We start from the raw sequence: 21,445 nt of genomic DNA, 5'->3' as shown, positions 1-21,445 counted from the left end.
CTGCTTTTTTTAATGCTTAAAAACTGATGTGCTCTTCAATGTGCACATTAATGAGCTGATAATCATAATCAAAACTCAAAATGGCACGATTGCGCCATAAAAGCTCTAAATCGTCGGTATAGAGCTCAATTTTATCTGAATGCATCACAATTGCATCGAGGGAGACAAAGTCAAAAAACTCCTCGAGCGTGTATTCTGCTTCCCCTTCGCTGAGCCAATCGCGATTTTTTAAGGTCAATAATGCCTCTAAACCTTCAATAAATGCATCTTCAAAGGCATCACTTTCTAAAAATGCCAATAAGCGATCGCCCAAAGCTTCTACGGCTAACGCATCGCCCACTAAATTGATTTTAAGGGGCATGTCTGACAATTCAATGCTGCCGGCATAACCTTGTAAAGCCGCTTCATAAGTCAATTCACCCAATACAGGATGTATCAATGTTGTTTGTTCCATCATTATCTTTCTCTTTCAGGGTGATGACCCCAGTTTAATTTTGCACGTAAAATTTCAAAATAGTTGTAGTTTTCAGGATGCACCAAAGTGATTTTTGAGGCATTGCTGATGAGTTCAAGCTCATCGCCTTTATCAAAATCAAACACCACTTGCCCATCGCAACTGACGCTCACCGCATGACGCACGCTCTCTTTGAGTGCCACTTTAATTTTTAAATTCGTGGGCAATACAATCGGGCGATGACTAAAAGTATGTGGGGAGATCGGCACCACAAGCACCGCAGACAAAGATGGATAGACCAAAGGACCGCCTGATGACAACGCATATGCCGTTGAGCCTGTGGGCGTTGCAAAAATCACACCATCGGCCCAATAGCTGGTTAAATATTTATCATCCACAAACACATCTAGTTCAATCATGCGTGAGATGCTGCGCTGATGAATCACCACATCATTTAAGGCAAACGAGTCAAATTTCCCGGGGATTTTCACGCGAATGAGCTCACGATCCTCCGTTTTATATTCACCTTTTAAGATGTGAATGAGGCTCTCTTCCAATTCTGTTTCACGGATATCCGTCAAAAAGCCCAAGCGCCCCAAGTTAATGCCTAAAAATGGAATGTCTAAATGACAAGCCTTGCGGGCAATGCCTAAAAATGTGCCATCGCCGCCAAAGATGATGATCAAATCACAATCTTTGACGCTCTCTTCTAGCAATTGCTTAGATTCAGCGCTATCATTCGGGGGCAAGGCCAAAGTGACCGTTGCACAACCATTGCGCTCAAAGATGGCTTCAGCCGTTTTCATCACTTTAGCAAACGATGGATTGCTCACGTTGTTTCGGCTCACCAAAGCAATTTTGTTAAAATTGTTCATATCGGCTTCGTATATCGGTGGTTAAAGTGCTAAACTTTAACCTATTCTTATGGGATTGAAAAGGTAATGTCTGAGATAAAATTAACACAGTATAGCCACGGCGCCGGATGAGGCTGTAAATTAGATCCCAAGGTTCTTGGGGAGATATTGACAGGCAGTGGCATACAAACCTCTGATCCGAATTTATGGGTGGGCAACCAGTCACGCGATGATGCTGCGGTTTATGGCATCGATGCAACGACGGGGATTATCTCAACCACGGACTTTTTCATGCCCATTGTGGACGATCCCTTTGATTTTGGGCGCATTGCCGCCACCAATGCCATCAGCGATGTGTATGCCATGGGTGGTAAACCCATCATGGCGATTGCGATTTTAGGCTGGCCTTCTCAAAAACTCCCACCAGAAGTGGCTCGTACGGTGATAGCAGGCGGCCGCGCCACATGTGAAGCAGCGGGCATCATTTTAGCTGGCGGCCATTCGATTGATGCGCCTGAGCCCATTTTTGGCTTAGCCGTCACTGGCATTGTGGATAAAGCCCATTTACAACGCAATGACACCGCACAAGTGGGCGATGCCATCTTCTTAACCAAACCCATTGGCATTGGCATCTTAACCACCGCAGAAAAACGTGGTTTACTGCGCAGTGAAGATCAATTCACTGCCCGTGACATTATGGTACAACTCAATCAAGCCGGTGCACGCTTTGCCCTTGAGCCGTATGTGCATGCCATGACGGATGTCACAGGTTTTGGATTGATTGGCCATCTCTCTGAAATGACAGAAGGTAGCAATGTCAGCATTGAGCTCAATTGTGCAAACATTCCGCTCATTGATTCTGTGCGCCATTATGAGGCTTTAGGATCAATGCCAGGCGGTACCTTTAAAAACTTGGCAAGTTACGAACATTTAGTGACACACAATGAGCAATTTGATGCCTATAAACATCTTCTGGGTGATCCGCAAACAAGTGGCGGTTTATTAGTGTCTGTGGGCAAGGATCATATTGATGATTTCACATCATTGTGCAAAGAGGAAGGACTTGGCCATTTAGAGCCCATTGGCCACATCATTGCCCCACAAGCCCATAAAATCATCCTAAAATAATGGTGGTGCCATAGTCTCTGATAAAGCGATGGCTTATACTACATGCCTAAACAAAAAAGATAACAAGGCACACCATGACAAAGGATAGGATACATTTAGTATTGCATCGCATCATCATTTATCTCACGCTCATTTGGCTCTTTGGTTCGTTTGCAGGGATCGATCTCAATCCTTGGATTGATGATTATTACAATGAATGGCGCATGGGTGAGATCATTTTATTACTGTTCAGTGCCGTCGGGCTCATCCTGTTACCGAGTACTGAACTGCGTCACCATCGCCATGCCCTAAAAATCGCCGCGCTGATCAATGGTTGTTATGTGCTGTTGCTGATCTTTGGCATTCATAATGTGACGGCATATTTAACCTTAAGCCTCAATATTCTATTGGTGATGGCGTTTCTCTACTTTGCAATGGCATTCAAAAAAGATCAAGTTTGGTTCAATCATGCCCTTGCAGTCATTGCATTCACGCCCATTCCCAGCATTGTCTATCTCATCACTAGCGTTATGATTCAAATCACAGATCCAAATTATACAAGCGTTGGGCACAATACCTTTGGCAACATTCGTTATTTTAATGATGCACTGTTGCCGTTACTCATGATTTTATGGTTGCGCCCGGGCTTTCTCGCCAATCAACGCTTCACACCATGGATTTTTATTTTAAGCACCTTATACCTCTTCGTGTTTTTCTATGATGGTGCTCGCGCCGTTTTACTGTCCCTCACCATCGGAATACTCCTCATTATGGTCTTAGGACAAAATAAACGCGCTACGTTAACATTGCCCTTAATGACAGTCATTTGCGCATTCACTTTATATGTGGTCTTTAATGTTTTGATGCTGCAAAATGCACAAATGCATGGTTTAGCCCGCACAAGCTCATCGGGTCGGATGGATTTATATCTTTTCTCCTTACAAACCTTCATGGACAATGTGTACATTGGCATGGGTGCAGGTCATTTCATCTTCGAAGATGGCAATCAATTGGCTCACCCCCATAGTTTCATGCTCTATTGGCTGGCTGAGATGGGCTTAATGGGGCTGATGCTCAATTTATTGTGCCTCTATTTATTGGTGCGCTTGCTGTCATATGCTGATCAACTGCCGGCCTGGCTTTGGGTCAGTGTCTTTGTATTGATGAGCAATGGTGCATTGTCTGGCTCCTTAATTTACCCCATCAGTCAATGGCTGACTTTAATGTTGATGGCATATGCTTATGCGGCACTGCCGAGCACATCAACCACTCAGCCTCTTGCCCCTATTATTTATGTTTATGGCCATAAAGGCTTGGCCGTCATTGCCAGTATTCTCATCATGCTCAGCACATATAATGCATGGCCATACATCCGCCATGAAATGCTCTCACGAGAAACTGATGCCACAGATCAAGACACACTGCTTATTGATCGAGCTTATGGTCCGTCGATTTGGCAGCATAATCCCATCATTGATTGGCCAAGTGCATCAAAATAGCACATAAAAAAGCCGATACAATTGTATCGGCTTTTTTATTTTTTGTTACACTACTCTTGCTCTGCTTGATTTTTCTCCTCTTCAAGCATTTTAACTTTGGCTTTTTTCTCATTGAGCGCTGGCCTTGGTTGCTGAGTAAAATAAGCAGCAATGTCTAATGCTTCTTGATCCGTTAAAATGTGTCCTTGCCCCCAAGCCCCTTCTTTACGTGCTGCAATTGGCATATTGTATTTAATAAAACTGGAAGCTTTACTGATATGATGCATTCCTGCGCCAGCATTGAAAGAATTAGGCCCCCATAATGGTGGGAAAATGATATCGCCCCGAGCATCTTTCATACCTTGACCATCATCACCATGACACGTTGCACAATGTAAACCAAATAGCACTTTTCCATTGATAGGATCAGGTATCAAGCTTGTGTCTAATGGCTGCAAATTAACCACTTGCACGATGGCATCTTTTGGCTGACCTTTTGCTAAAAAGGTCATATATGCCACCATTGCACGCATGGGCTCTGAATCTGGATCAAGCGGCACACCATTCATAGATCGTTCGAAACAACCATTAATACGCTCTTCGATATCTATGACTTTTTTCGCGCGCTTAGAATACTCAGGAAATTCATGAATAATCGCAATATAAGGCGAGCTAAATTGTACTTTCCCCTCTGCAATGTGACAACTACTACAATTCATTTCAGCCCCTACATGATCTGGTAAAAGGCGCTTAGTATCATTGAGGATCAATTTACCACGCATGATCTCTTTCGCATTAGGCTCTTTTAAGATTTCCGCATCTGAAGGCACCGTATAACGCCCAATATAATCACCCTCTTTATTGAGCATCGGAAAACTCATTGGATTCTGACTCTGTAATATTTGTCCTTGAGCAAACGCAACACTCAATAACATTATTGATGTCCACAACAACTTTTTCATATGGCTCTCCTTAATTTGCCATCACATTCGGACTTCTAGACTGAATGTGCTCCCGCATTTTCTTAACATCTGACTGATCAATCAATTTCCCCTGATTATTCCAGCTATTGCGCACAAAATTAATGATTTCAGCGATATGCTCATCACTTAAATAACTAAACGCTGGCATTGTAAATGTCATTCGATCATAAGATGTTAAAGGCGTTGTTCCACCAGATAATACGAGTTGGATCACAGACTCTGCATTATCACCTGTCACTGCATTATTTAAATTCAAAGATGGGAAAATACGCGGCACCCCCTCACCATCTCGACGATGACAAATCGTACAATGCTCTACATATAAAACAGCTCCGAGATCATCATAATCCCCTGCCAGCAAACGATCCGTGGTTGTGTCCACTTTTTCAGGCAGCGTTAATGCTTGTTCTTTCACTGGGGATAATGTTTTTAGATAGGCCGCTACCGCATTAACATCTTCCTGTGTCCAATATTGCGAGCTATTTTGCACTTCATCCGCCATCGGGCCATAAGCGGCTGAATGATTGGTGCGTCCTGTTTTTAAAAAGAGTGCCACATCAGCGGCAGACCATGTTTTTAAACCGCCAAGCTCACCACGTAAACTCTTTGCATGCCAGCCATCAATCATGCCACCTGATAAATAGCGGTCAGAATCATCCTTCATGGCTTCTTCTTGGTATGCAAAACCGCGTGGCGTATGACATGCACCGCAATGCCCCGGACCTTCAATAATATAAGCGCCGCGATTCTCTTGTGCTGTCAAAGATGATGAGGGTTCAAATGTACGAACAGGCGAAAATAACCATTGCCAATAGGCCACTGGCCAACGCATGCTCATGAACCATGGAAACGTCGTGGGCTGATTATGCTGCACAACCGGTTCAATGCTCATAAAGTATGCATACAATGCCGTCATATCTTCATCATTGATGATGGTAAATGAAGGATATGGCATCGCGGGATACAATGCAGAATTGTCTTGGCGGATGCCGCGCTGAACCGCATTTTTAAAATCACTCAGTGAATAGTTCCCTATGCCTGTTGTCACATCCGGTGTAATATTCATGGAGTAAATCGTACCAAATGGAGAATCAATCGCTAAGCCACCAGCATAATTTTGTCCTCCAGGCACGGTGTGGCAAGCTGCACAATCTGCCAGTTTTGCAATATATTCCCCGCGTTCAATCAATGCTTTTGTATCGTGAATTTGCGTACTCGTCGGTGCTTCCTTACGCGATTGAATGATCCCATAGCCAATGCCATATGCAATGACAAAACCTAAGATCACAACCGCAATCAGCCATGTTAATATTTTTTTCATATAACACTCCCAAGATTTTGATCAATTTTTATATTTTTTATTCAATTACTTATCACTCAGTAATTATGATTAATCTAGCATGTTTATTATTTTATTAATAAATATTATTTTTAATATTAAAAATATCGCCCTATAAAAAAGCCGATACAATTGTATCGGCTTGATCACATATTAACATTAACCCTTAAAGCGATGGCCAATGTCTGTGCGATAGAATGTACCCTCAGTTTCGATGGTTTTCATCAAAGCATATGCATGTGCTTTGGCCTCGGCAAATGTTGCACCTAACCCTGTGGCCACTAAAATTCGGCCACCATTTGACACCAATTGCCCTGCTTTTTCCGCAACGCCGGCATTAAAAATCATACTAATGGATTCATCCACTGCCGCAGTTTTCAATGGATAACCTGTTTCAGGCTGCTCAGGATAACCTTTTGAGGCAAGCACAACGCCCACACAATAACCGGATTTCCATTGCACATTTGGCATTTGATCATCTTTTAACATCGTTAGGATCACATCCACCAAATCACTGTCTAAGAGCGGTAAAATCACTTCTGCTTCAGGATCGCCAAAGCGCGCATTGAACTCGATGGTTTTAAAGCCCTCTTTCGTTAAAATCAAGCCGCCATACAAAAATCCTGTAAATGGCATGCCTTCCTTCACTAAGCCATCGGCCACCGGCTGCATGATGGTTTTGACAGCAATCGTGGTCTCTTCGCTCTCTGCTGTAAAGCATGGCGCATACGCCCCCATTCCACCTGTGTTCGGACCTTCATCATTGTCATATGCACGTTTGTGATCTTGCGCCATCATCATTGGCACCACTTTATTGCCATGCACAAAGCACATGAGGGAATATTCATTGCCCTCTAAGAACTCTTCAATCACGATGCGCGCGCCGGCGTCCCCAAAGCGATTGTCTTCTAACATGTCAATAACGCACGCTTTGGCCTCATCCATCGTTTGTGGTAATACAACGCCTTTACCAGCGGCTAAACCATCGGCTTTGATCACAATGGGCACGCCCACTTTTTCAAGGTACGAAAGCGCCTCATCCACTTGTGTGAAGGTTTGATGCGCCGCCGTTGGCACGCCATAACGATTCATGATCACTTTGGCAAAATCTTTACTGCCTTCAATTTGTGCGGCTGCCTGCGTTGGCCCCCAGACTTTGATGCCACGGGCTTGCATTTGATCGGCCACACCCGCCACTAAACTCGATTCAGGACCAATGATCACCAAATCAATCGCATTCGCTTCTGCCCAGTTTGCAAGCTCATCGCTTGCTGTTTCATTGATGTTCACAAGGTGCGCCACATTTTTCATACCCACATTGCCAGGCGCCACATACACTTCTGATACTTGAGCGCTTTGTTTCACTTTCCATGCCAATGCGTGCTCACGCCCGCCTTTACCCACGATTAAAATTTTCATCATTCACTACTCACTGTCAAAAAAGTCAATATCAATTGTTTTTACTACGTATGCTTGCTGATCGCTGACACCTATGTTGTACTCAATCATCAATTTCGTTAAAAGTTCCCCATCTACAAGCACCACTTTTGCACCATTTTTTGGGAAGAACTTTTGCGCATTTTTAGAAAACTTACCGGTGGTGATGAACACACCTTTATTTGCACCGTGATAGCCTGTCAATGCACCCACAAAATCACGAATGGCCGGTTCACCCACTGTGCCTTGCCAACGTTTGGCTTGCACATAAATATTATCAAGCCCCAAACGATCGGCTTTGATGATGCCATCAATCCCACCATCGCCCGTTTGACCAATCACTTCCCCAGCATCCTCCATCGAACCGCCGTAACCCATGGCCAATAGCAGCTCAATCATCAGTTTTTCAAAAAATGCAGGCGATGCGGAAAGAATCTTCTCTTTTAAGCTTAAAGCCAATTGCGTATTGATTTCATGATGCGCGGCCTCTAAGCGCTCTAAACTTGTACGATCCACCTCTTTTTCTTTTGGAATTTGTGGCGCACGTGACGCTTGCATAAAGGCGGCAAAGGATGGAAATTGCATCAAAAACTGGTTATTGATGGCATCGATGTCTGAATTTTTCACAATGCGTTGCCCCGCTTTGGTGATACTCAACATGCCACGGACTTTGGATTCTAATAAGCCACTTTTTCTTAAATAAATCGATGCCCAGCTGATGCGATTGGTGAGGACAAGTTGCCCATTTTTTAATTTTTGTTGACGGGCTTTTTCAGGAATATTCAGTTGTTCGACAAGTACATCGCTGAGCGCGCGCGTACTGATGGATGTGTGCTGAGCGACGCATTGCAAGATTGGTAACATTAAATCTTGATAACTCGGCAGCATGCCTTAAATGCCCCCATTCATCACAGGGTCATCGAATACAAGAGAATTCGGCGGTTGCGGCATATTCATCCTATTGACAACAATCAGGTTCATCAAAGGTGAACATCATACCATTTATTTGATGAATAATTACGTGATGACGTAAAAAAAGGCAACCTCATCAGAGATTGCCTATCTTAATCGCTTGAAGGATTAGTTCAAGTCGTTATATTGATAATCTTTCACACGCATTGGTGTGACATCTTTCGCTGTGATGCCTTTATCGATGCCGTTGAAGTTTGAACGTACATAGTTCACAACGTTTGCGATTTGTTCATCATCTAAAATGCCACCTAATGCTGGCATGCCATGCAAGCCGTACAATACAACAATGCTTGGGTAAGCAGGTTGTTGTAATTTAGGGTTGTTCACAAGGCTTGGGTAGAAACCTGCGCCGACTGCACCTTTACCATCTGGCATGTGGCAACCTGCACAAGAAACAGCATAGATTTCTGCGCCATCGCGTTTTGTGATCACAGTTTTATCGTTCACACCGCCTGCACCATCAGCAAATACAAGACTGCTCATTAAGCTGAATAAAGCCGTGCCTAAAAGAAGTTTTTTCATTTCATCGTCCTCAGATTATTTTGATGCTCTTGCGTGTAATTGGCCAATGGCTTCAAGTGCAGATAAAATCGCACCTTCTTGCCATGCAGGGATGTAAGAAACATGCTCACCTGCCAATACTACGCGGTTGTCCATCGTGGAGACATTTTTGAAATGCTTAGCACGTGTATCTTCTGTCCATAAACCATAACAACCTAATGTTGATGGCTGACGATGCCATGCCACAGAAATACCATTGTCAAACTCTTTAACCGCTTGAGGATGGATTTTTTGGAAGTTTTCCATCACTTTTTTCATGCGCTCTTCAGGTGTTTTTGCAGAGAATTCAAAAGAGTTGATGCCGAACAAGTAAGAACCTAACACCACACCTTTACCTTTTGAGAGGTAATCTGTGCTTGGGTAAGAGATCTGACCAATCGGTAAATCAGTGAATGTCACGCCACCATAGATTTGCTCATCTTCTTCCCAGAAGCGACGCTTAAATTGGATACCCGCTTTAAAGCTTGTGGCATAATGCACCGCTGCAATACCGCTTTTCACTGGCGCGCTTAAGTTGTTTGGAATCTGCGCTAAAATTGAGAATGGAATGGTACACACACAGTAATCTGCTGTTTCCACCATCTCTTTATCACCATTGGCACGATCTAAGTACGTAACAGTTACGCCTTTATCGTCTTGGATCAATTTAGTCACTTTAGAGTTCAAACGAATGTTGGACATCAAACCTTTAGCAATCGCTTTAGGTAATTGATCCATACCGCCTTTTGGTTGGAAGATTGTGGATGCATATTCATAATCGAAATGCATGTTCAATGCTGACCATAAACGTGAAGACAATACGTCATTGAAATCTAATGGTGTGGATGGAATGTTGTCATGTGTTGCGTTCGCATCTTGTGCCCAACCACGGAATGGTGAACCGCTTGGTCCTGTGTAGCGATAGTTTTTATCTAAACCGCCCCACTCTTTAATGGACTCTAACAACATCTCTTTGTTTTCTTTAGTGACCACTTCATCCAATTGATTTTGGTTGATGGATTTGGCCAATAATTCATTGGTGTAACCACGGAAATCAGAGAAGATTTCACGGTATCTTTGTGGTTTACCACCGAAGGCTTGAGAGTTGTGTAAGTATGCATTTTGGTTCACTTGTTGGAACGGTTGCATTTCTACGCCAAACTCACGTGCATAATGTAAATAACCTTGGTGATGGTAAGGAACGCGCCAAGGACCAGGATTTAAGTATAAACCTTCGTCAAATTCACATTTTTGTGTATGACCACCTAACTCAGTGTAAACGTCGCCACCACGTAAAGACCATGCACGACCACCGACTCGGTCATTAAAGTCTAAGATCTTAACATTGTAACCCGCTTTTTTAAGCTCATAAGCAGACACTAAACCTGCAAGGCCTGCCCCTAATACGAGGACAGTTGCGCCTTTAGGTGCATTGCTTAAATCTGGTGTGCCTTTGAAATCACTGTTGTTCATGAATCCAAACGCCATCATGGAATTGTAAAGTGCAAATCCACCGGCCGTCGCACCGATCATTTTTAAAAGGTCGCGACGCTTCATTTCTGTAGCCTGTTCAGCCATAATTTTCCTCACTACTCTGACATTTGCTTGACATTTATCACTAAAAACAGTTCATTTTCATGACAAGCATCAAAACAATAAATTCTAACTGTGCCACCAAGAGCACAGGCAGCGGATCATAGCACAGTGATTTTGAAAGACCTGCTAAATTTTTATGCGCATTTTATCATTACTTTTCAAATACTTAAAAACTTGACTTTAAAATAGTTGATAAAAAACAGTAGTTTTTTGACTTATATCATTGACTAAATCTAAATTCTTCAGATCAAAAAAATCTTTAATTAAACAAAGAATAATTGTCATATTTCTAGCATTTTTTTATTAAACAGCAATCATTATTGTTTGATAATTAGTCAGCAAAATCGCACATAAAGCGCACAAAATTTATAAAAAATCATTATTTTTCAATTAACTATCTTGTAACAACAATGTAATAAAGAACTTTTACCCATGGCTTTTAATGTTTCAATAATTGATTGATTCCATAAAATACTGAATGCATCAATAAATTGGCCATTGCCCCATAAAAATGGCAGTCTGTATAGATTTTAACCACATTTTCGCTATATATATCTTTATATGACAAGGATTTGGCGCGAATAACAAGCGCAATAAAGCTTGTCTATGAGCCTCATAAAGAGAAATGATCATATAAAAATAGTGGAAGATGATGCTAAAGAGGGATGATACAATCGGCGTTCGGCAGCATTGCACTGCCAACCGAGGATGATGGCGCCTTTGCTTGAGGGAATTGCCATCATCCTCGGTGACCGTTTTAACTCATATTAGTGTTTAAAGTGACGCTTTTTCGTAAAGACCATGGCAATGCCGTATTGATTGGCCACATCAATCGAATCTTGATCCTTAATGGAACCGCCCGGTTGAATGATGGCTTTAATGCCTGCTTTGGCCGCGATCTCTAATGTGTCTGCCATTGGGAAGAAGGCATCCGATGCCAATACATTGCCTTCGGCTTCACTGCCTGCTTGCTCTAAAGCGATTTTAGCAGCGCCCACACGATTCATTTGACCGGCGCCAATGCCCAAGGTTTGCCCCGCTTTAGCGACGACAATGGCGTTTGATTTCACATGTTTCACCACTTTCCAAGCAAAGAGCAAAGCTTCTTTCTCTTCATTCGTTGGCACACGTTCTGTGACAATTTCAAAGTCATCAAAGTTAATGGCGCCACGATCTTTCGTTTGCACCAATAAACCGCCATTGACCGCCGTTGTGGTGTATTCACCATCCAGCTCAGAGACCATCGCAGGATTTTCCAATAAACGAATGTTTTTCTTCGCTTCTAAAATCTCACGCGCTTCGGATGTGAATGCAGGCGCAATGATGATTTCTAAGAAAATCTTGCTCATTTCTGTCGCTGTTTGTGCATCAATCACCTGATTCGTGGCAATGATGCCACCGAAAATGGAGGTAGAATCGGCTTCAAAAGCTTTTGTCCATGCTTCAAACAAAGTTGACCCCGTGCCAACACCGCATGGATTCATGTGTTTGACAGCAACCACCACAGGCTCTTTATATTCAAGCATGATGTTCACAGCCGCATTGCCATCTTGGATGTTGTTATAAGAGAGCTCTTTACCATGCAATTGTTTGGCATATGCAAGGGCATTGCTTTCTGCTAAGGGCGTGCGATAAAACGCCGCAGCTTGATGTGGGTTTTCCCCATAACGAAGCGCTTGCTGTTTTTCAAACGTCAATGTCAATTTTTCAGGGAATGCATCGCCTAATGTGCGCGCAAAGTAATCGGCAATCAAGGCATCATATGCTGCTGTGGTTTGAAACACTTTGAGGGCTAAACGCTGACGGGTTTCAAAAGTGGTGTCACCGCTTGCTTTGATCTCTTCGATCACCACTGCATAATCGGCAGGATCTGTCACCACTGTCACAAATGCATGGTTTTTAGCCGCAGAGCGCAACATAGAAGGGCCGCCAATGTCGATGTTTTCAATCGCGTCTTGATACGTCACGCCCGGTTTAGAAATGGTCTCTTTAAAAGGATACAAATTCACACACACCAAATCGATGTACTCAATGCCATTGTCTGCCATCGCTTTTGTATGGTCTGCATTGCCGCGAATGGACAATAAACCACCGTGCACTTTTGGGTGTAAGGTTTTCACACGGCCATCCATCATTTCAGGGAATTCTGTGATCTCTGAAATGTCTTTGACGGCAATGCCTGCATCAAAAATGGCTTTTTTTGTCCCACCTGTTGAGATGAGTTCATAGCCCAAATTCGCCAACGATTGAGCAAATTCAACAATACCAGCTTTATCACTGACGCTTAATAATGCACGCTTTATAGACACAACGACTTCTCCTTTGTAAACAACATTTCTAAAGTGGCGGGATACAATCCATGCTCGACGGCATGGATCATGTACGCCACTTCCTCAAGTGACTCATTTCCTGTTAATTCAATGGCTTTTTGGGCAATGATTTCGCCGGTGTCCATGCCTTCATCCACATAATGAATGGTGACACCGATCTTTGTTTCCTTTGCACGGTACGCTTGACCAATGGCATCTTTGCCTTTATAGGCTGGCAATAATGAAGGATGGATATTGATGATATGGTGTGGATAAGCATTTAATAAAGTCTCCCCCACCAAACGCATAAAACCTGCAAGCACCACCCATTGAACGCCAAGCAAGCGCATTTTTTCAACCAATACAGCTTCATATTCAGCTTTAGAGGCATAATCTTTTGCGCTAAAAACAAAAGTTTCTAACCCTTCACGTTCAGCTTTTTCAATGATGCCCGCACCTTTTTGATCACACACCACCAAAACAACTTCAGCTTGTAATTTGCCATTGTTGATCCATTTCATAATGGCATCAAAGTTGGTTCCGCTGCCTGAACCAAACACTGCAATTTTCGTCATGATTCATCCATTTAAATGAAAACCCCAAATACAGAGGATTTGGGGTGATTGAATTATTGGAAGGTGATTTGCCCGGAATCTGTCACTTTACCGATGATTTTCGCATCTGCATTGTGGGCAAGAATGCGTTCCGCATCCTCTTTTGCCACCATTAACATAAAGCCCACACCCATGTTAAAGACGCTGTACATCTCTTCTTCAGGGATGTTGGCTGTCTCTTGTAAAAATGGGAAAATGGCTGGCATGTCCCATGAGCCTTTGACAAACTCAGCACCCATGCCTTCAGGCAATGCACGCGGTACGTTTTCATAAAAACCACCACCGGTGATGTGCACCATTGCGTGGACTTTAGCTGCTTTCAATAACTCTAAAACAGGACGCACATACAACATCGTTGGGGTCAATAACACTTCCCCAAGTGGTCGATCAAAGCCTGGATACGTTTCATGCAAAGATAAACCATGATTTTTAATGATGTGGCGCACCAATGAGAAGCCATTGCTGTGCACGCCGCTTGATGGCAAGCCAATGATCACATCACCCAGTTTTACGTTCTCTTTTGTGATGCGCTCATCTTTTTCAACCGCGCCCACTGCAAAGCCTGCAATGTCATATTCGCCATCTTGGTAAAAACCTGGCATCTCTGCAGTTTCACCGCCCAGCAATGTGGCATTTGATTGTCGGCAACCTTCTGCCACGCCAGCAACAATCGCTTCAATTTGTGCCGGATTGTTTGCGCCGCACGCAATGTAATCTAAAAAGAATAGAGGCTCCGCGCCTTGCGTTAAGATGTCATTCACACACATTGCAACAGCATCAATGCCGATGGTGTCATGAATGTTCATCTCAAAGGCCAATTTTAATTTGGTGCCAACCCCATCGGTGCCTGAGACTAATACTGGCTTTTGATATCCCAATTCAGATAAGTCAAACGCCCCACCAAAATCGCCAAAGAGATTCATCGCGCCAAAACGCATGGTGCTCATCACATGTTTTTTGATGCGCTCAACAGACTCATAGCCTGCTTCTAAGTTTACGCCTGCTTCTTTATATGCTTGACTCATTTATGCCTCATTAAACTGAATATTCGTGGGATAATGGTTGGTGAAACAACCCATGCACAAACCGCAATTTTCACCGCGATCCGCAGAGTGCCCTGTGGCTTTGATTAAACCTTCAGGACTTAAAAATGCCAAGGAATCCACATCAATGTAACGGCGCATATCTTCCACCGTTTTTTGATGCTGCGCCAATAACTCACGCGGATTTGTGGCATCAACGCCGTAATAACATGGATATTTAAAAATCGGAGAAGACACACGCATGTGAATCTCTTTTGCGCCCGCCGTGCGAAGTAAAGATGCGATGCGTTTACTTGTCGTACCACGCACAATTGAGTCATCGATCAAAATGACGCGCTTATCCTTCACAATGCTGCTGATGGCAGAGATCTTCATGCGAACGCCGCGCTCACGCAACTCTTGGGTTGGCTGAATGAAGGTGCGCCCAATGTAACGATTCTTAATGAGCCCCATTTCATTGGGTAAGCCAGAAGCTTCTGCATAGCCGATGGCAGCAGAGATGCTTGAATCCGGCACACCAATGACAATGTCTGCATCAATGTGCGCCTCTTTAAAGAGCTCAATGCCACTGCGTTTACGCACAGCGTGCACATTTTTACCCTCTAAATCACTGTCAGGACGAGAGAAATAGACATATTCCATCATGCAAAGAGCATGTGTGCGCTCTGTTTCTAAAAAGCTTGAGATCACTTTTCCATCTTCAATGGTGATCACTTCACCGGGCTCAACATCACGCACAAACGCTGCGCCGACAATGTCAAACGCACAGGTTTCTGAGGCAAACACATAACCACCGCTTGGCATTTTCCCCATTGATAAGGGACGAATGCCGTGTGGATCACGCGCCACATATAAGCCGCTGTCATGCAATACGGTGTAGCTATACGCGCCTTCGATCTGCAATAAGCTCTGCTTTAAACGCTCTAAAAATGTGCCCGTACAACGGCGCAACAAATGGCCTAAGAGCTCTGTTTCACCGGAGGAATGGAACACGCTGCCCTCTTTTTCTAAACGCACTTTTAACTCATCTGAGTTCGTCAATGCGCCATTAAAGGCAATGGCGATGGTTTCATCTGTGGTGCTCAACACAATCGGATGCGCATTGATCACACCGCGTGAGCTGTTTGTTGGGTAACGCACGTGCCCAATGGATGTTGAACCCACCAAACTTTGTAATTTTTTTGGATCTGCAAAGACTTCAGTTAATAAACCTTCACCTTTGACACAGATGATTTTGCCATCATCTGTCAATGTTGCGATCCCTGCACTCTCTTGCCCGCGATGCTGCAATGCGTGCAAGCCATAATATGTCAGCGTTGCCGCTTCAGGATTGCCTGAAACTGCAAAAACGCCGCACTCTTCATTCAGTTGTTTCATGCTCATTCGGAGCGTTCCTCTAAACGACGATGGATTTCTTGATACGCTTCGATCACGCCGCCCATATCTTGGCGGAAACGATCTTTATCCAATTTCTCATGGGTTTTGCTGTCCCATAAGCGACAAGTATCTGGGCTGATCTCATCGGCCAAGACGATGGTGCCATCCTTCATGCGGCCAAATTCGATTTTAAAGTCCACCAAATCAATGCCCACTTCTAACCACAATGCTTTTAAAAACTCATTGATTTTGAGCATTTCGCTGCGCATGTGATCAAGTTCTGCTTTCGTGGCCAAACCAAGCGCAATGGCGTGATCATCGTTAATCAATGGATCATTGAATGCATCATTTTTATAACAGAACTCTAAAATAGGGGGATTGAGCTTTTCGCCTTCCGTCAAGCCAATACGTTTAACAAGAGAACCTGCCGCAATGTTACGCACAATCGCTTCCAATAAAATGATGTCCACTTTATGGCACAACTGCTCACGCTCATTGACGGCTTTGATGAGATGCGTTTTGATGCCATCTTTCATCAATTGAGCAAAAATCATGCGAGAAATCTCAGAATTCAAGCGTCCTTTATCCTCAAACTGCGCCTTTTTCGCGCCATTGCCCGCGGTGGCATCATCTTTATAATAGATGATCACTTCATCTGGGTTGTTCGTTGAATAGATTTGTTTTGCTTTTCCTTCGTACAACAATGCGTTTTTCATTACTCCTCCTGATGAGTAAAAACAGCGTGAGAAAATTCCTGCGTCTGTTGATCGCACGTAAAGGTCACATGACCAACTTTGCGATTAAATTTGTTCTCTTTTTTACCGTACAAATGGACGTGACCATGGCGCGATAAATGGGGTAAATAGGTCATCAAGGGTTCGATATGCTGGCCAAGCAAGTTATACATGATCGTGGTTTGACGAAGTGTGGTGCAGCCTAAAGGTAAGCCACACACAGCACGGATTGCTTGCTCAAACTGGCTTGTCGTGCAGCCTTCAATGGTGTAATGCCCTGAGTTGTGTGGACGCGGTGCGAGCTCATTGACGTAAATTTCATCGCCCTTGACGAACACTTCCATCGCTAAAATGCCCACCACATTGTATTTTTCCATGAGGTTTTTAAGCATTGTGTGTAAGCGTTCGGTTAAATCAGGGGATTCATCCATTGAGGCGATTGAACAATGTAAGATGTTATTGATGTGTTCATTGCGCGCCACAGGGAATGTGACAAACTCGCCATCTTGCCCGCGCACACCGATGATGGAAGCCTCAAAATCATAATCCACAAAGGCTTCAGCAATTACGGATGAATCCATCAAGGCAAAAAGTTTATTGGGTAGATCTTCTCTAGATCGCACCACTGCTTGCCCTTTGCCATCATAACCGCCTTCTGAGGTTTTGACCACAAACGGGAAGCCTAACTTCTCGGGCAGCCCAAGCCATTCATCACCTAAACTATCCACCATTACAATCGGTGGCACCGGTAAACCTGCATTGACGATGTGCTCTTTTTCACGCATGCGATTTTGCGTCATCCAGAGGGGAAAATGCCCCTGGGGAATGTTGTTGTATTGTTCATTAAGGCGTTTGACGAGGTCGGCATTGATGTTTTCAAACTCGTACGTCACCACATCGCACTTAGCCACAAACTGACTCAAGGCTTCATAGTCATCAAAATGGCCAATGGTGTATTGATGGGCGATGGAAAACGCTGGTGCATGCAATGATGGATCATAAACAGCCGTGAGGTAACCCATTCGGTTAGCTGCTGCTGCAAGCATCTTACCTAACTGACCGCCTCCTATAATGCCGATTGTTTGATTAGGTAAAATGCATCTCATCATCTATTCTCCAATATTAATTTTTTGTTGGAGTACAGAATCACGCTGATCATTTCTGTACTTCTGTAAACGATCTCGCAATGTCGGATCAGCGATCGCTAACATTTGTGCGGCCAATAAGCCCGCGTTTTTAGCGCCTGCCGTGCCAATGGCTACGGTCGCCACAGGTACGCCGCCAGGCATTTGTACGATGGATAATAAGGAGTCCATCCCTTTGAGGGCTTTACTCTCAACTGGGACACCAATCACAGGTAGTGTTGTCAATGCCGCCACCATGCCCGGTAAATGTGCAGCACCGCCCGCGCCCGCAATGATCACAGAAAAACCTCGATCAACCGCAGAGGTGGCAAATTCAAACATTAACTCAGGGGTACGATGTGCGGATACTACTTGCACGTGGTGAGGGATATCAAACTCGACTAATATGTCGATCGCAAACTGCATGGTTGGCAAGTCGCTTTGACTGCCCATAATTACTGCAACTTTTGGATTTTTCATCTCACAAACTTTAAATAATGCAAGTCTATCGGAAGCGCTAGATTATAGGGGTTCGACTGAAAAATGTAAATACAAATTTGTCTTTATTTGTAAAATAAAATAATTTAATTATCTTTACAGACAGCTACTCAAAAGCCCATTTCACTGACGATAAAATGGGCATTTGATCATTTTATGATAACAATTTCAGTCACATAATAACTCAATGGCAAGCCTGTGGCGTGCTGGGGATAAGCACGGGCTAAGGTTTGCAGCTGTGCTTTACCCATCAAACCTTTATGTGTGCGGTCAATGGCGGTCGCGCCAATGCCTTGTAAACTTTTTAAGAGCGGAAAAATGCCAGAAAATGTCAAAATTTCACAATAATGATGACATCGGACAGCGCGGCCTAAACCCTCTGCTGCCGATTCAATATTGGCTACGGGCAAAAAATCCACCACATGCTGCGCATCATCCACCGCTTGCCATGCTTGTTTCAGTTCATGCAATGTCGGATCTGCCAATGTTGCCACATACAATCGGCCGCCCGGCTTTAACACACGCACCAACTCAGAGAGCGCACGTGGTAAATCATGGCACCACTGCACTGCTAAACTGCTGATGACCGCATCAAATGCATCACTTGGCAAAGGGAGAGATTCAATGTCCCCTTGCACATAGTCGTGAGCAGATGCTTTGAGCATCGCTTGCGTGAGCATGGCATCAGACAGATCAAGCGCCGTCACATGTGCTGCGCCCCGATTTTTCAAGGCATGACTGATGTAACCGGTGCCGCAGCCAGCATCTAACACACACGCTTGATCAAGCGGCACTTGCGCAGTTAATTGTGCCATTAAGGCATCCGCCACGGTTTTTTGTACAGTTGCCGCCGTGTCATAAGAGTGTGCAGCGCGCCCAAATGCGGTGGCCACTTGGGATTTATCGGCTAAGCGCATGGTGCATGGCCTCAATGAGTTGATCGACTTGTTCAAAGCTGTGCGCAGCATTTAAAGTAATGCGAATGCGGGCGCTGTTTGGCGGTACAGTGGGCGGACGAATGGCCGTTGCCCAAATGTTGCGACTTTTCAAGGCATCTGATACACGCAAACTTGCCTCGTTGCTGCCAATGATCACCGGCTGAATGGGGCTGTTGGACGCATTTTCAATGCCAAGCGCTGCCATCTCTTTTTTAAAGTGGGCAATCAAGGCTTGTAAATGGGCGCGTTCTGCATCCATTTTACGGATCAAATCCACCGCTTTGGATAACGCATGCGCATGCGCCGGTGAAATGGCGGTGCTATAAATCAATGGACGAGACACTTGCGTAAAATACTCCGCCATTGCATCTGAGCACAACAATGCTGCACCGTTTAAACCAAACGCTTTCCCAAAGGTTACGATCAATAGATCAGGTTTCACGCCTTGAGCATCACACGTGCCGCGCCCTTCTCGTCCATTGACGCCAATGCCGTGAGCATCATCCACCATCCATAAACAATCTGGCGTCACTTCAGCCACAGTTGCCATATCTTTAAGCGGCGCCTCATCGCCATCCATACTAAAGACACCTTCAGTCACCACAAGACTGACCGCTTCGTGCTCATGGGCTTTATCCAAATGTTGAACCAAAGCGGTAATATCATTGTGGGCAAAACGTTTTAAGGTGCCTTTTGCAAGCATGGCCGCTTCCAATAAAGAAGCATGACTCAATTTATCTGCAATGATCCAATCTTCTTTATCAATCAGTGCTTTGATCACAGCCTGATTGACGGAAAATCCAGAAGGATAAACAATCGCGCGCGCATAACCCAGCCAATCGGCAAGCTTTGCTTCCAATGCCTCAAGCGGCGCTTGATAACCGGTCACTAAACCTGAACCGCCGCTGCCCACGCCATAAAGCGCCGCACCTTCTTGCCAAGCCGTGATCAATGGCAATGAATGACTCAAGCCTAAGTAATCATTTGAGGCAAAATTCAAGTAGCGACGCCCATCCACCACCACTTGATTATTTGGCAAGCTCTGCATACTGCGGCGACGACGATATGCATCGGCTGCCGCACGCTCCGCAAGAGTTTGCTCAATTCGTGTTGACCATCTGTTCATAAAATTGCTTTTCAAGGCTCAAAGAACGGCTATCATAGGTCAATTGGCATTGTGATGTAAACCCATATATAATTTTCAAGTTCACAAAAAGAGAGTTGATTATGCATTTAACAGACTGTGATTCACCCATTTTATTGCTCCATGGCATTTTAGGCGATGGCCGCACCTTTGCCCCACTGCAAGATGCTCATCCGCAATTGCCATTGATTCCCTATACGTTGTCAGGTTCGGGGGCAGATGGCGAAAGCATTGCAGCACAAGCATTCAATACCGAGATCCACAGTGATCAACTGATTGCCCACTGCACGCAACATTACGCAACGCCTGTGTCGCTTGTGGCATGGTCTTACAGCTGCCATGTTGCACTCCTTGCCGCCTTTAAAGCGCCACATTTATTCAATGCACTCTATTTATATGATTGCATCGTGCCAAGTTATGGCTTAGAAGAAGATCCCGCTGCCCTCAAAGCATTCAGCCGCGATCTTCATCAAATGATGTCGCCGGTGATTAAGGCCCTTAGAAATGGCTCGCCCGATGTGGCCGTCGATGCATTTGTCAGAGCATGCAGCGCCAAAAACATAGGATTAATGGATCAATCGCCCCGCATTCAAGCCATTAAATTAGACAATGCCCACACTGTATCACGTTTATTGACACAAAAAGAGCCTGAACCTTTAACCAAATCAGCCTTAAATGCATATCCTGTGCCAGTTCGCATCTGTTGGGGAGAAGATTCTCGACTCATTTTCCAATTGGCCTCAAAAGCATTATTAGAGCATTTACCCAAAGATCGTCGCTTAGCAGGTTCTGGCCCATTGCCGAACTGTGATCATCTATTGCCTGAGGAAGATCCTGAGCGGTTTATGCAATATATTTTGCAAGGAGCATAAAAAATTGCCCATAAATAGGTTAAAATAGAGGC

The 21,445-nt window shown here is 44.3% G+C and carries 20 protein-coding genes; 3 read left to right on the top strand and 17 right to left on the bottom strand.

Features of this window, described 5'->3' with window-relative positions:
* Nucleotides 1-16: 16 nt before the first annotated feature.
* Both B9T20_RS00450 and B9T20_RS00445 read right to left on the bottom strand, forming a co-directional pair.
* A complete protein-coding gene (locus tag B9T20_RS00450; RefSeq protein ID WP_233491459.1) occupies nucleotides 17-457 on the bottom strand; it encodes a DUF2262 domain-containing protein in 441 nt (146 codons plus the stop codon).
* Complete coding sequence (locus B9T20_RS00445) at nucleotides 457-1,329, bottom strand: NAD(+)/NADH kinase (protein ID WP_094489308.1); 873 nt, start codon at nucleotides 1,327-1,329, stop codon at nucleotides 457-459. Before B9T20_RS00445 ends, B9T20_RS00450 begins: the two co-directional genes overlap by 1 nt.
* A gap of 66 nt (nucleotides 1,330-1,395) precedes the next feature.
* Here B9T20_RS00445 and selD point away from each other — a divergent pair, with 66 nt between their 5' ends.
* Nucleotides 1,396-2,436 carry a selenide, water dikinase SelD gene (selD, locus tag B9T20_RS00440; protein WP_094489307.1) on the top strand — a complete coding sequence of 347 codons (1,041 nt, stop codon included), beginning with the start codon at nucleotides 1,396-1,398 and terminating at the stop codon, nucleotides 2,434-2,436.
* Between the two features lie 74 nt (nucleotides 2,437-2,510).
* Nucleotides 2,511-3,914 (top strand): O-antigen ligase family protein, encoded by a 1,404-nt coding sequence (locus B9T20_RS00435; protein WP_094489306.1) that lies wholly within the window; start codon nucleotides 2,511-2,513, stop codon nucleotides 3,912-3,914.
* Nucleotides 3,915-3,964: 50 nt separating this feature from the next.
* On the opposite strand, the gene B9T20_RS00430 is transcribed toward B9T20_RS00435, so the two are convergent.
* The 15 genes from B9T20_RS00430 to B9T20_RS00360 form a co-directional block, all read right to left on the bottom strand.
* Entirely contained in the window at nucleotides 3,965-4,855 is an 891-nt protein-coding gene (locus tag B9T20_RS00430; RefSeq protein ID WP_094489305.1) for a c-type cytochrome, read from the bottom strand.
* 10 nt (nucleotides 4,856-4,865) lie between these two features.
* Nucleotides 4,866-6,197: a cytochrome c gene (locus B9T20_RS00425; protein WP_094489304.1), complete on the bottom strand. Its 1,332-nt coding sequence runs from the start codon at nucleotides 6,195-6,197 to the stop codon at nucleotides 4,866-4,868.
* Between the two features lie 177 nt (nucleotides 6,198-6,374).
* The gene (gene purD, locus B9T20_RS00420; protein ID WP_094489303.1) at nucleotides 6,375-7,637 is read right to left on the bottom strand and encodes a phosphoribosylamine--glycine ligase; all 1,263 of its coding nucleotides are present in this window, start codon (nucleotides 7,635-7,637) and stop codon (nucleotides 6,375-6,377) included.
* 3 nt (nucleotides 7,638-7,640) lie between these two features.
* Nucleotides 7,641-8,540 (bottom strand): restriction endonuclease, encoded by a 900-nt coding sequence (locus tag B9T20_RS00415; protein ID WP_094489302.1) that lies wholly within the window; start codon nucleotides 8,538-8,540, stop codon nucleotides 7,641-7,643.
* 192 nt (nucleotides 8,541-8,732) lie between these two features.
* A complete protein-coding gene (locus B9T20_RS00410) occupies nucleotides 8,733-9,146 on the bottom strand; it encodes a cytochrome c (RefSeq protein WP_008314795.1) in 414 nt (137 codons plus the stop codon).
* Between the two features lie 15 nt (nucleotides 9,147-9,161).
* Nucleotides 9,162-10,742, bottom strand: a complete 1,581-nt coding sequence (locus tag B9T20_RS00405; RefSeq protein WP_094488518.1) for a flavin monoamine oxidase family protein — start codon at nucleotides 10,740-10,742, stop codon at nucleotides 9,162-9,164.
* Nucleotides 10,743-11,527: 785 nt separating this feature from the next.
* Entirely contained in the window at nucleotides 11,528-13,069 is a 1,542-nt protein-coding gene (gene purH / locus B9T20_RS00400) for a bifunctional phosphoribosylaminoimidazolecarboxamide formyltransferase/IMP cyclohydrolase (RefSeq protein WP_094489301.1), read from the bottom strand.
* Nucleotides 13,060-13,644: a phosphoribosylglycinamide formyltransferase gene (gene purN / locus B9T20_RS00395; RefSeq protein WP_063503546.1), complete on the bottom strand. Its 585-nt coding sequence runs from the start codon at nucleotides 13,642-13,644 to the stop codon at nucleotides 13,060-13,062. Before purN ends, purH begins: the two co-directional genes overlap by 10 nt.
* A 53-nt stretch (nucleotides 13,645-13,697) precedes the next feature.
* Nucleotides 13,698-14,708 carry a phosphoribosylformylglycinamidine cyclo-ligase gene (purM, locus tag B9T20_RS00390; protein WP_094489300.1) on the bottom strand — a complete coding sequence of 337 codons (1,011 nt, stop codon included), beginning with the start codon at nucleotides 14,706-14,708 and terminating at the stop codon, nucleotides 13,698-13,700.
* Nucleotides 14,709-16,109, bottom strand: a complete 1,401-nt coding sequence (gene purF / locus B9T20_RS00385; RefSeq protein WP_094489299.1) for an amidophosphoribosyltransferase — start codon at nucleotides 16,107-16,109, stop codon at nucleotides 14,709-14,711.
* A complete protein-coding gene (gene purC / locus B9T20_RS00380; RefSeq protein WP_094489298.1) occupies nucleotides 16,106-16,819 on the bottom strand; it encodes a phosphoribosylaminoimidazolesuccinocarboxamide synthase in 714 nt (237 codons plus the stop codon). The genes purF and purC overlap by 4 nt, the downstream gene beginning before the upstream one ends.
* Nucleotides 16,819-17,946, bottom strand: a complete 1,128-nt coding sequence (purK, locus tag B9T20_RS00375) for a 5-(carboxyamino)imidazole ribonucleotide synthase (RefSeq protein WP_094489297.1) — start codon at nucleotides 17,944-17,946, stop codon at nucleotides 16,819-16,821. The genes purC and purK overlap by 1 nt, the downstream gene beginning before the upstream one ends.
* On the bottom strand, nucleotides 17,947-18,441 hold the full coding sequence (purE, locus tag B9T20_RS00370; protein WP_094489296.1) for a 5-(carboxyamino)imidazole ribonucleotide mutase: 495 nt from the start codon (nucleotides 18,439-18,441) through the stop codon (nucleotides 17,947-17,949).
* Between the two features lie 167 nt (nucleotides 18,442-18,608).
* Nucleotides 18,609-19,376: a malonyl-ACP O-methyltransferase BioC gene (bioC, locus tag B9T20_RS00365; protein WP_094489295.1), complete on the bottom strand. Its 768-nt coding sequence runs from the start codon at nucleotides 19,374-19,376 to the stop codon at nucleotides 18,609-18,611.
* The gene (locus tag B9T20_RS00360) at nucleotides 19,360-20,523 is read right to left on the bottom strand and encodes an 8-amino-7-oxononanoate synthase (protein WP_094489294.1); all 1,164 of its coding nucleotides are present in this window, start codon (nucleotides 20,521-20,523) and stop codon (nucleotides 19,360-19,362) included. Before B9T20_RS00360 ends, bioC begins: the two co-directional genes overlap by 17 nt.
* Nucleotides 20,524-20,624: 101 nt before the next feature.
* On the opposite strand from B9T20_RS00360, the gene B9T20_RS00355 reads away from it, so the two are divergent.
* The gene (locus B9T20_RS00355) at nucleotides 20,625-21,413 is read left to right on the top strand and encodes an alpha/beta fold hydrolase (RefSeq protein ID WP_094489293.1); all 789 of its coding nucleotides are present in this window, start codon (nucleotides 20,625-20,627) and stop codon (nucleotides 21,411-21,413) included.
* The last annotated feature ends 32 nt before the right edge of the window (nucleotides 21,414-21,445 follow it).

Source organism: Wohlfahrtiimonas sp. G9077, from assembly GCF_002252155.1.
Taxonomy (GTDB): Bacteria; Pseudomonadota; Gammaproteobacteria; order Cardiobacteriales; family Wohlfahrtiimonadaceae; genus Wohlfahrtiimonas.
Note: the sequence above shows the minus strand (reverse complement) of the source record. Positions and strands in the feature narration are given on the sequence as shown.

Coding starts and splice junctions, on each gene's coding strand:
- purE (WP_094489296.1), bottom strand. CDS start 18,441: ATGAAAAATCCAAAAGTTGCAGTAATTATGGGCAGTCAAAGCGACTTG.
- B9T20_RS00415 (WP_094489302.1), bottom strand. CDS start 8,540: ATGCTGCCGAGTTATCAAGATTTAATGTTACCAATCTTGCAATGCGTC.
- B9T20_RS00435 (WP_094489306.1), top strand. CDS start 2,511: ATGACAAAGGATAGGATACATTTAGTATTGCATCGCATCATCATTTAT.
- purK (WP_094489297.1), bottom strand. CDS start 17,946: ATGATGAGATGCATTTTACCTAATCAAACAATCGGCATTATAGGAGGC.
- B9T20_RS00445 (WP_094489308.1), bottom strand. CDS start 1,329: ATGAACAATTTTAACAAAATTGCTTTGGTGAGCCGAAACAACGTGAGC.
- B9T20_RS00405 (WP_094488518.1), bottom strand. CDS start 10,742: ATGGCTGAACAGGCTACAGAAATGAAGCGTCGCGACCTTTTAAAAATG.
- B9T20_RS00410 (WP_008314795.1), bottom strand. CDS start 9,146: ATGAAAAAACTTCTTTTAGGCACGGCTTTATTCAGCTTAATGAGCAGT.
- bioC (WP_094489295.1), bottom strand. CDS start 19,376: ATGCGCTTAGCCGATAAATCCCAAGTGGCCACCGCATTTGGGCGCGCT.
- B9T20_RS00430 (WP_094489305.1), bottom strand. CDS start 4,855: ATGAAAAAGTTGTTGTGGACATCAATAATGTTATTGAGTGTTGCGTTT.
- purM (WP_094489300.1), bottom strand. CDS start 14,708: ATGAGTCAAGCATATAAAGAAGCAGGCGTAAACTTAGAAGCAGGCTAT.
- B9T20_RS00450 (WP_233491459.1), bottom strand. CDS start 457: ATGATGGAACAAACAACATTGATACATCCTGTATTGGGTGAATTGACT.
- purC (WP_094489298.1), bottom strand. CDS start 16,819: ATGAAAAACGCATTGTTGTACGAAGGAAAAGCAAAACAAATCTATTCA.
- purF (WP_094489299.1), bottom strand. CDS start 16,109: ATGAGCATGAAACAACTGAATGAAGAGTGCGGCGTTTTTGCAGTTTCA.
- B9T20_RS00425 (WP_094489304.1), bottom strand. CDS start 6,197: ATGAAAAAAATATTAACATGGCTGATTGCGGTTGTGATCTTAGGTTTT.
- purN (WP_063503546.1), bottom strand. CDS start 13,644: ATGACGAAAATTGCAGTGTTTGGTTCAGGCAGCGGAACCAACTTTGAT.
- B9T20_RS00355 (WP_094489293.1), top strand. CDS start 20,625: ATGCATTTAACAGACTGTGATTCACCCATTTTATTGCTCCATGGCATT.
- purD (WP_094489303.1), bottom strand. CDS start 7,637: ATGATGAAAATTTTAATCGTGGGTAAAGGCGGGCGTGAGCACGCATTG.
- B9T20_RS00360 (WP_094489294.1), bottom strand. CDS start 20,523: ATGAACAGATGGTCAACACGAATTGAGCAAACTCTTGCGGAGCGTGCG.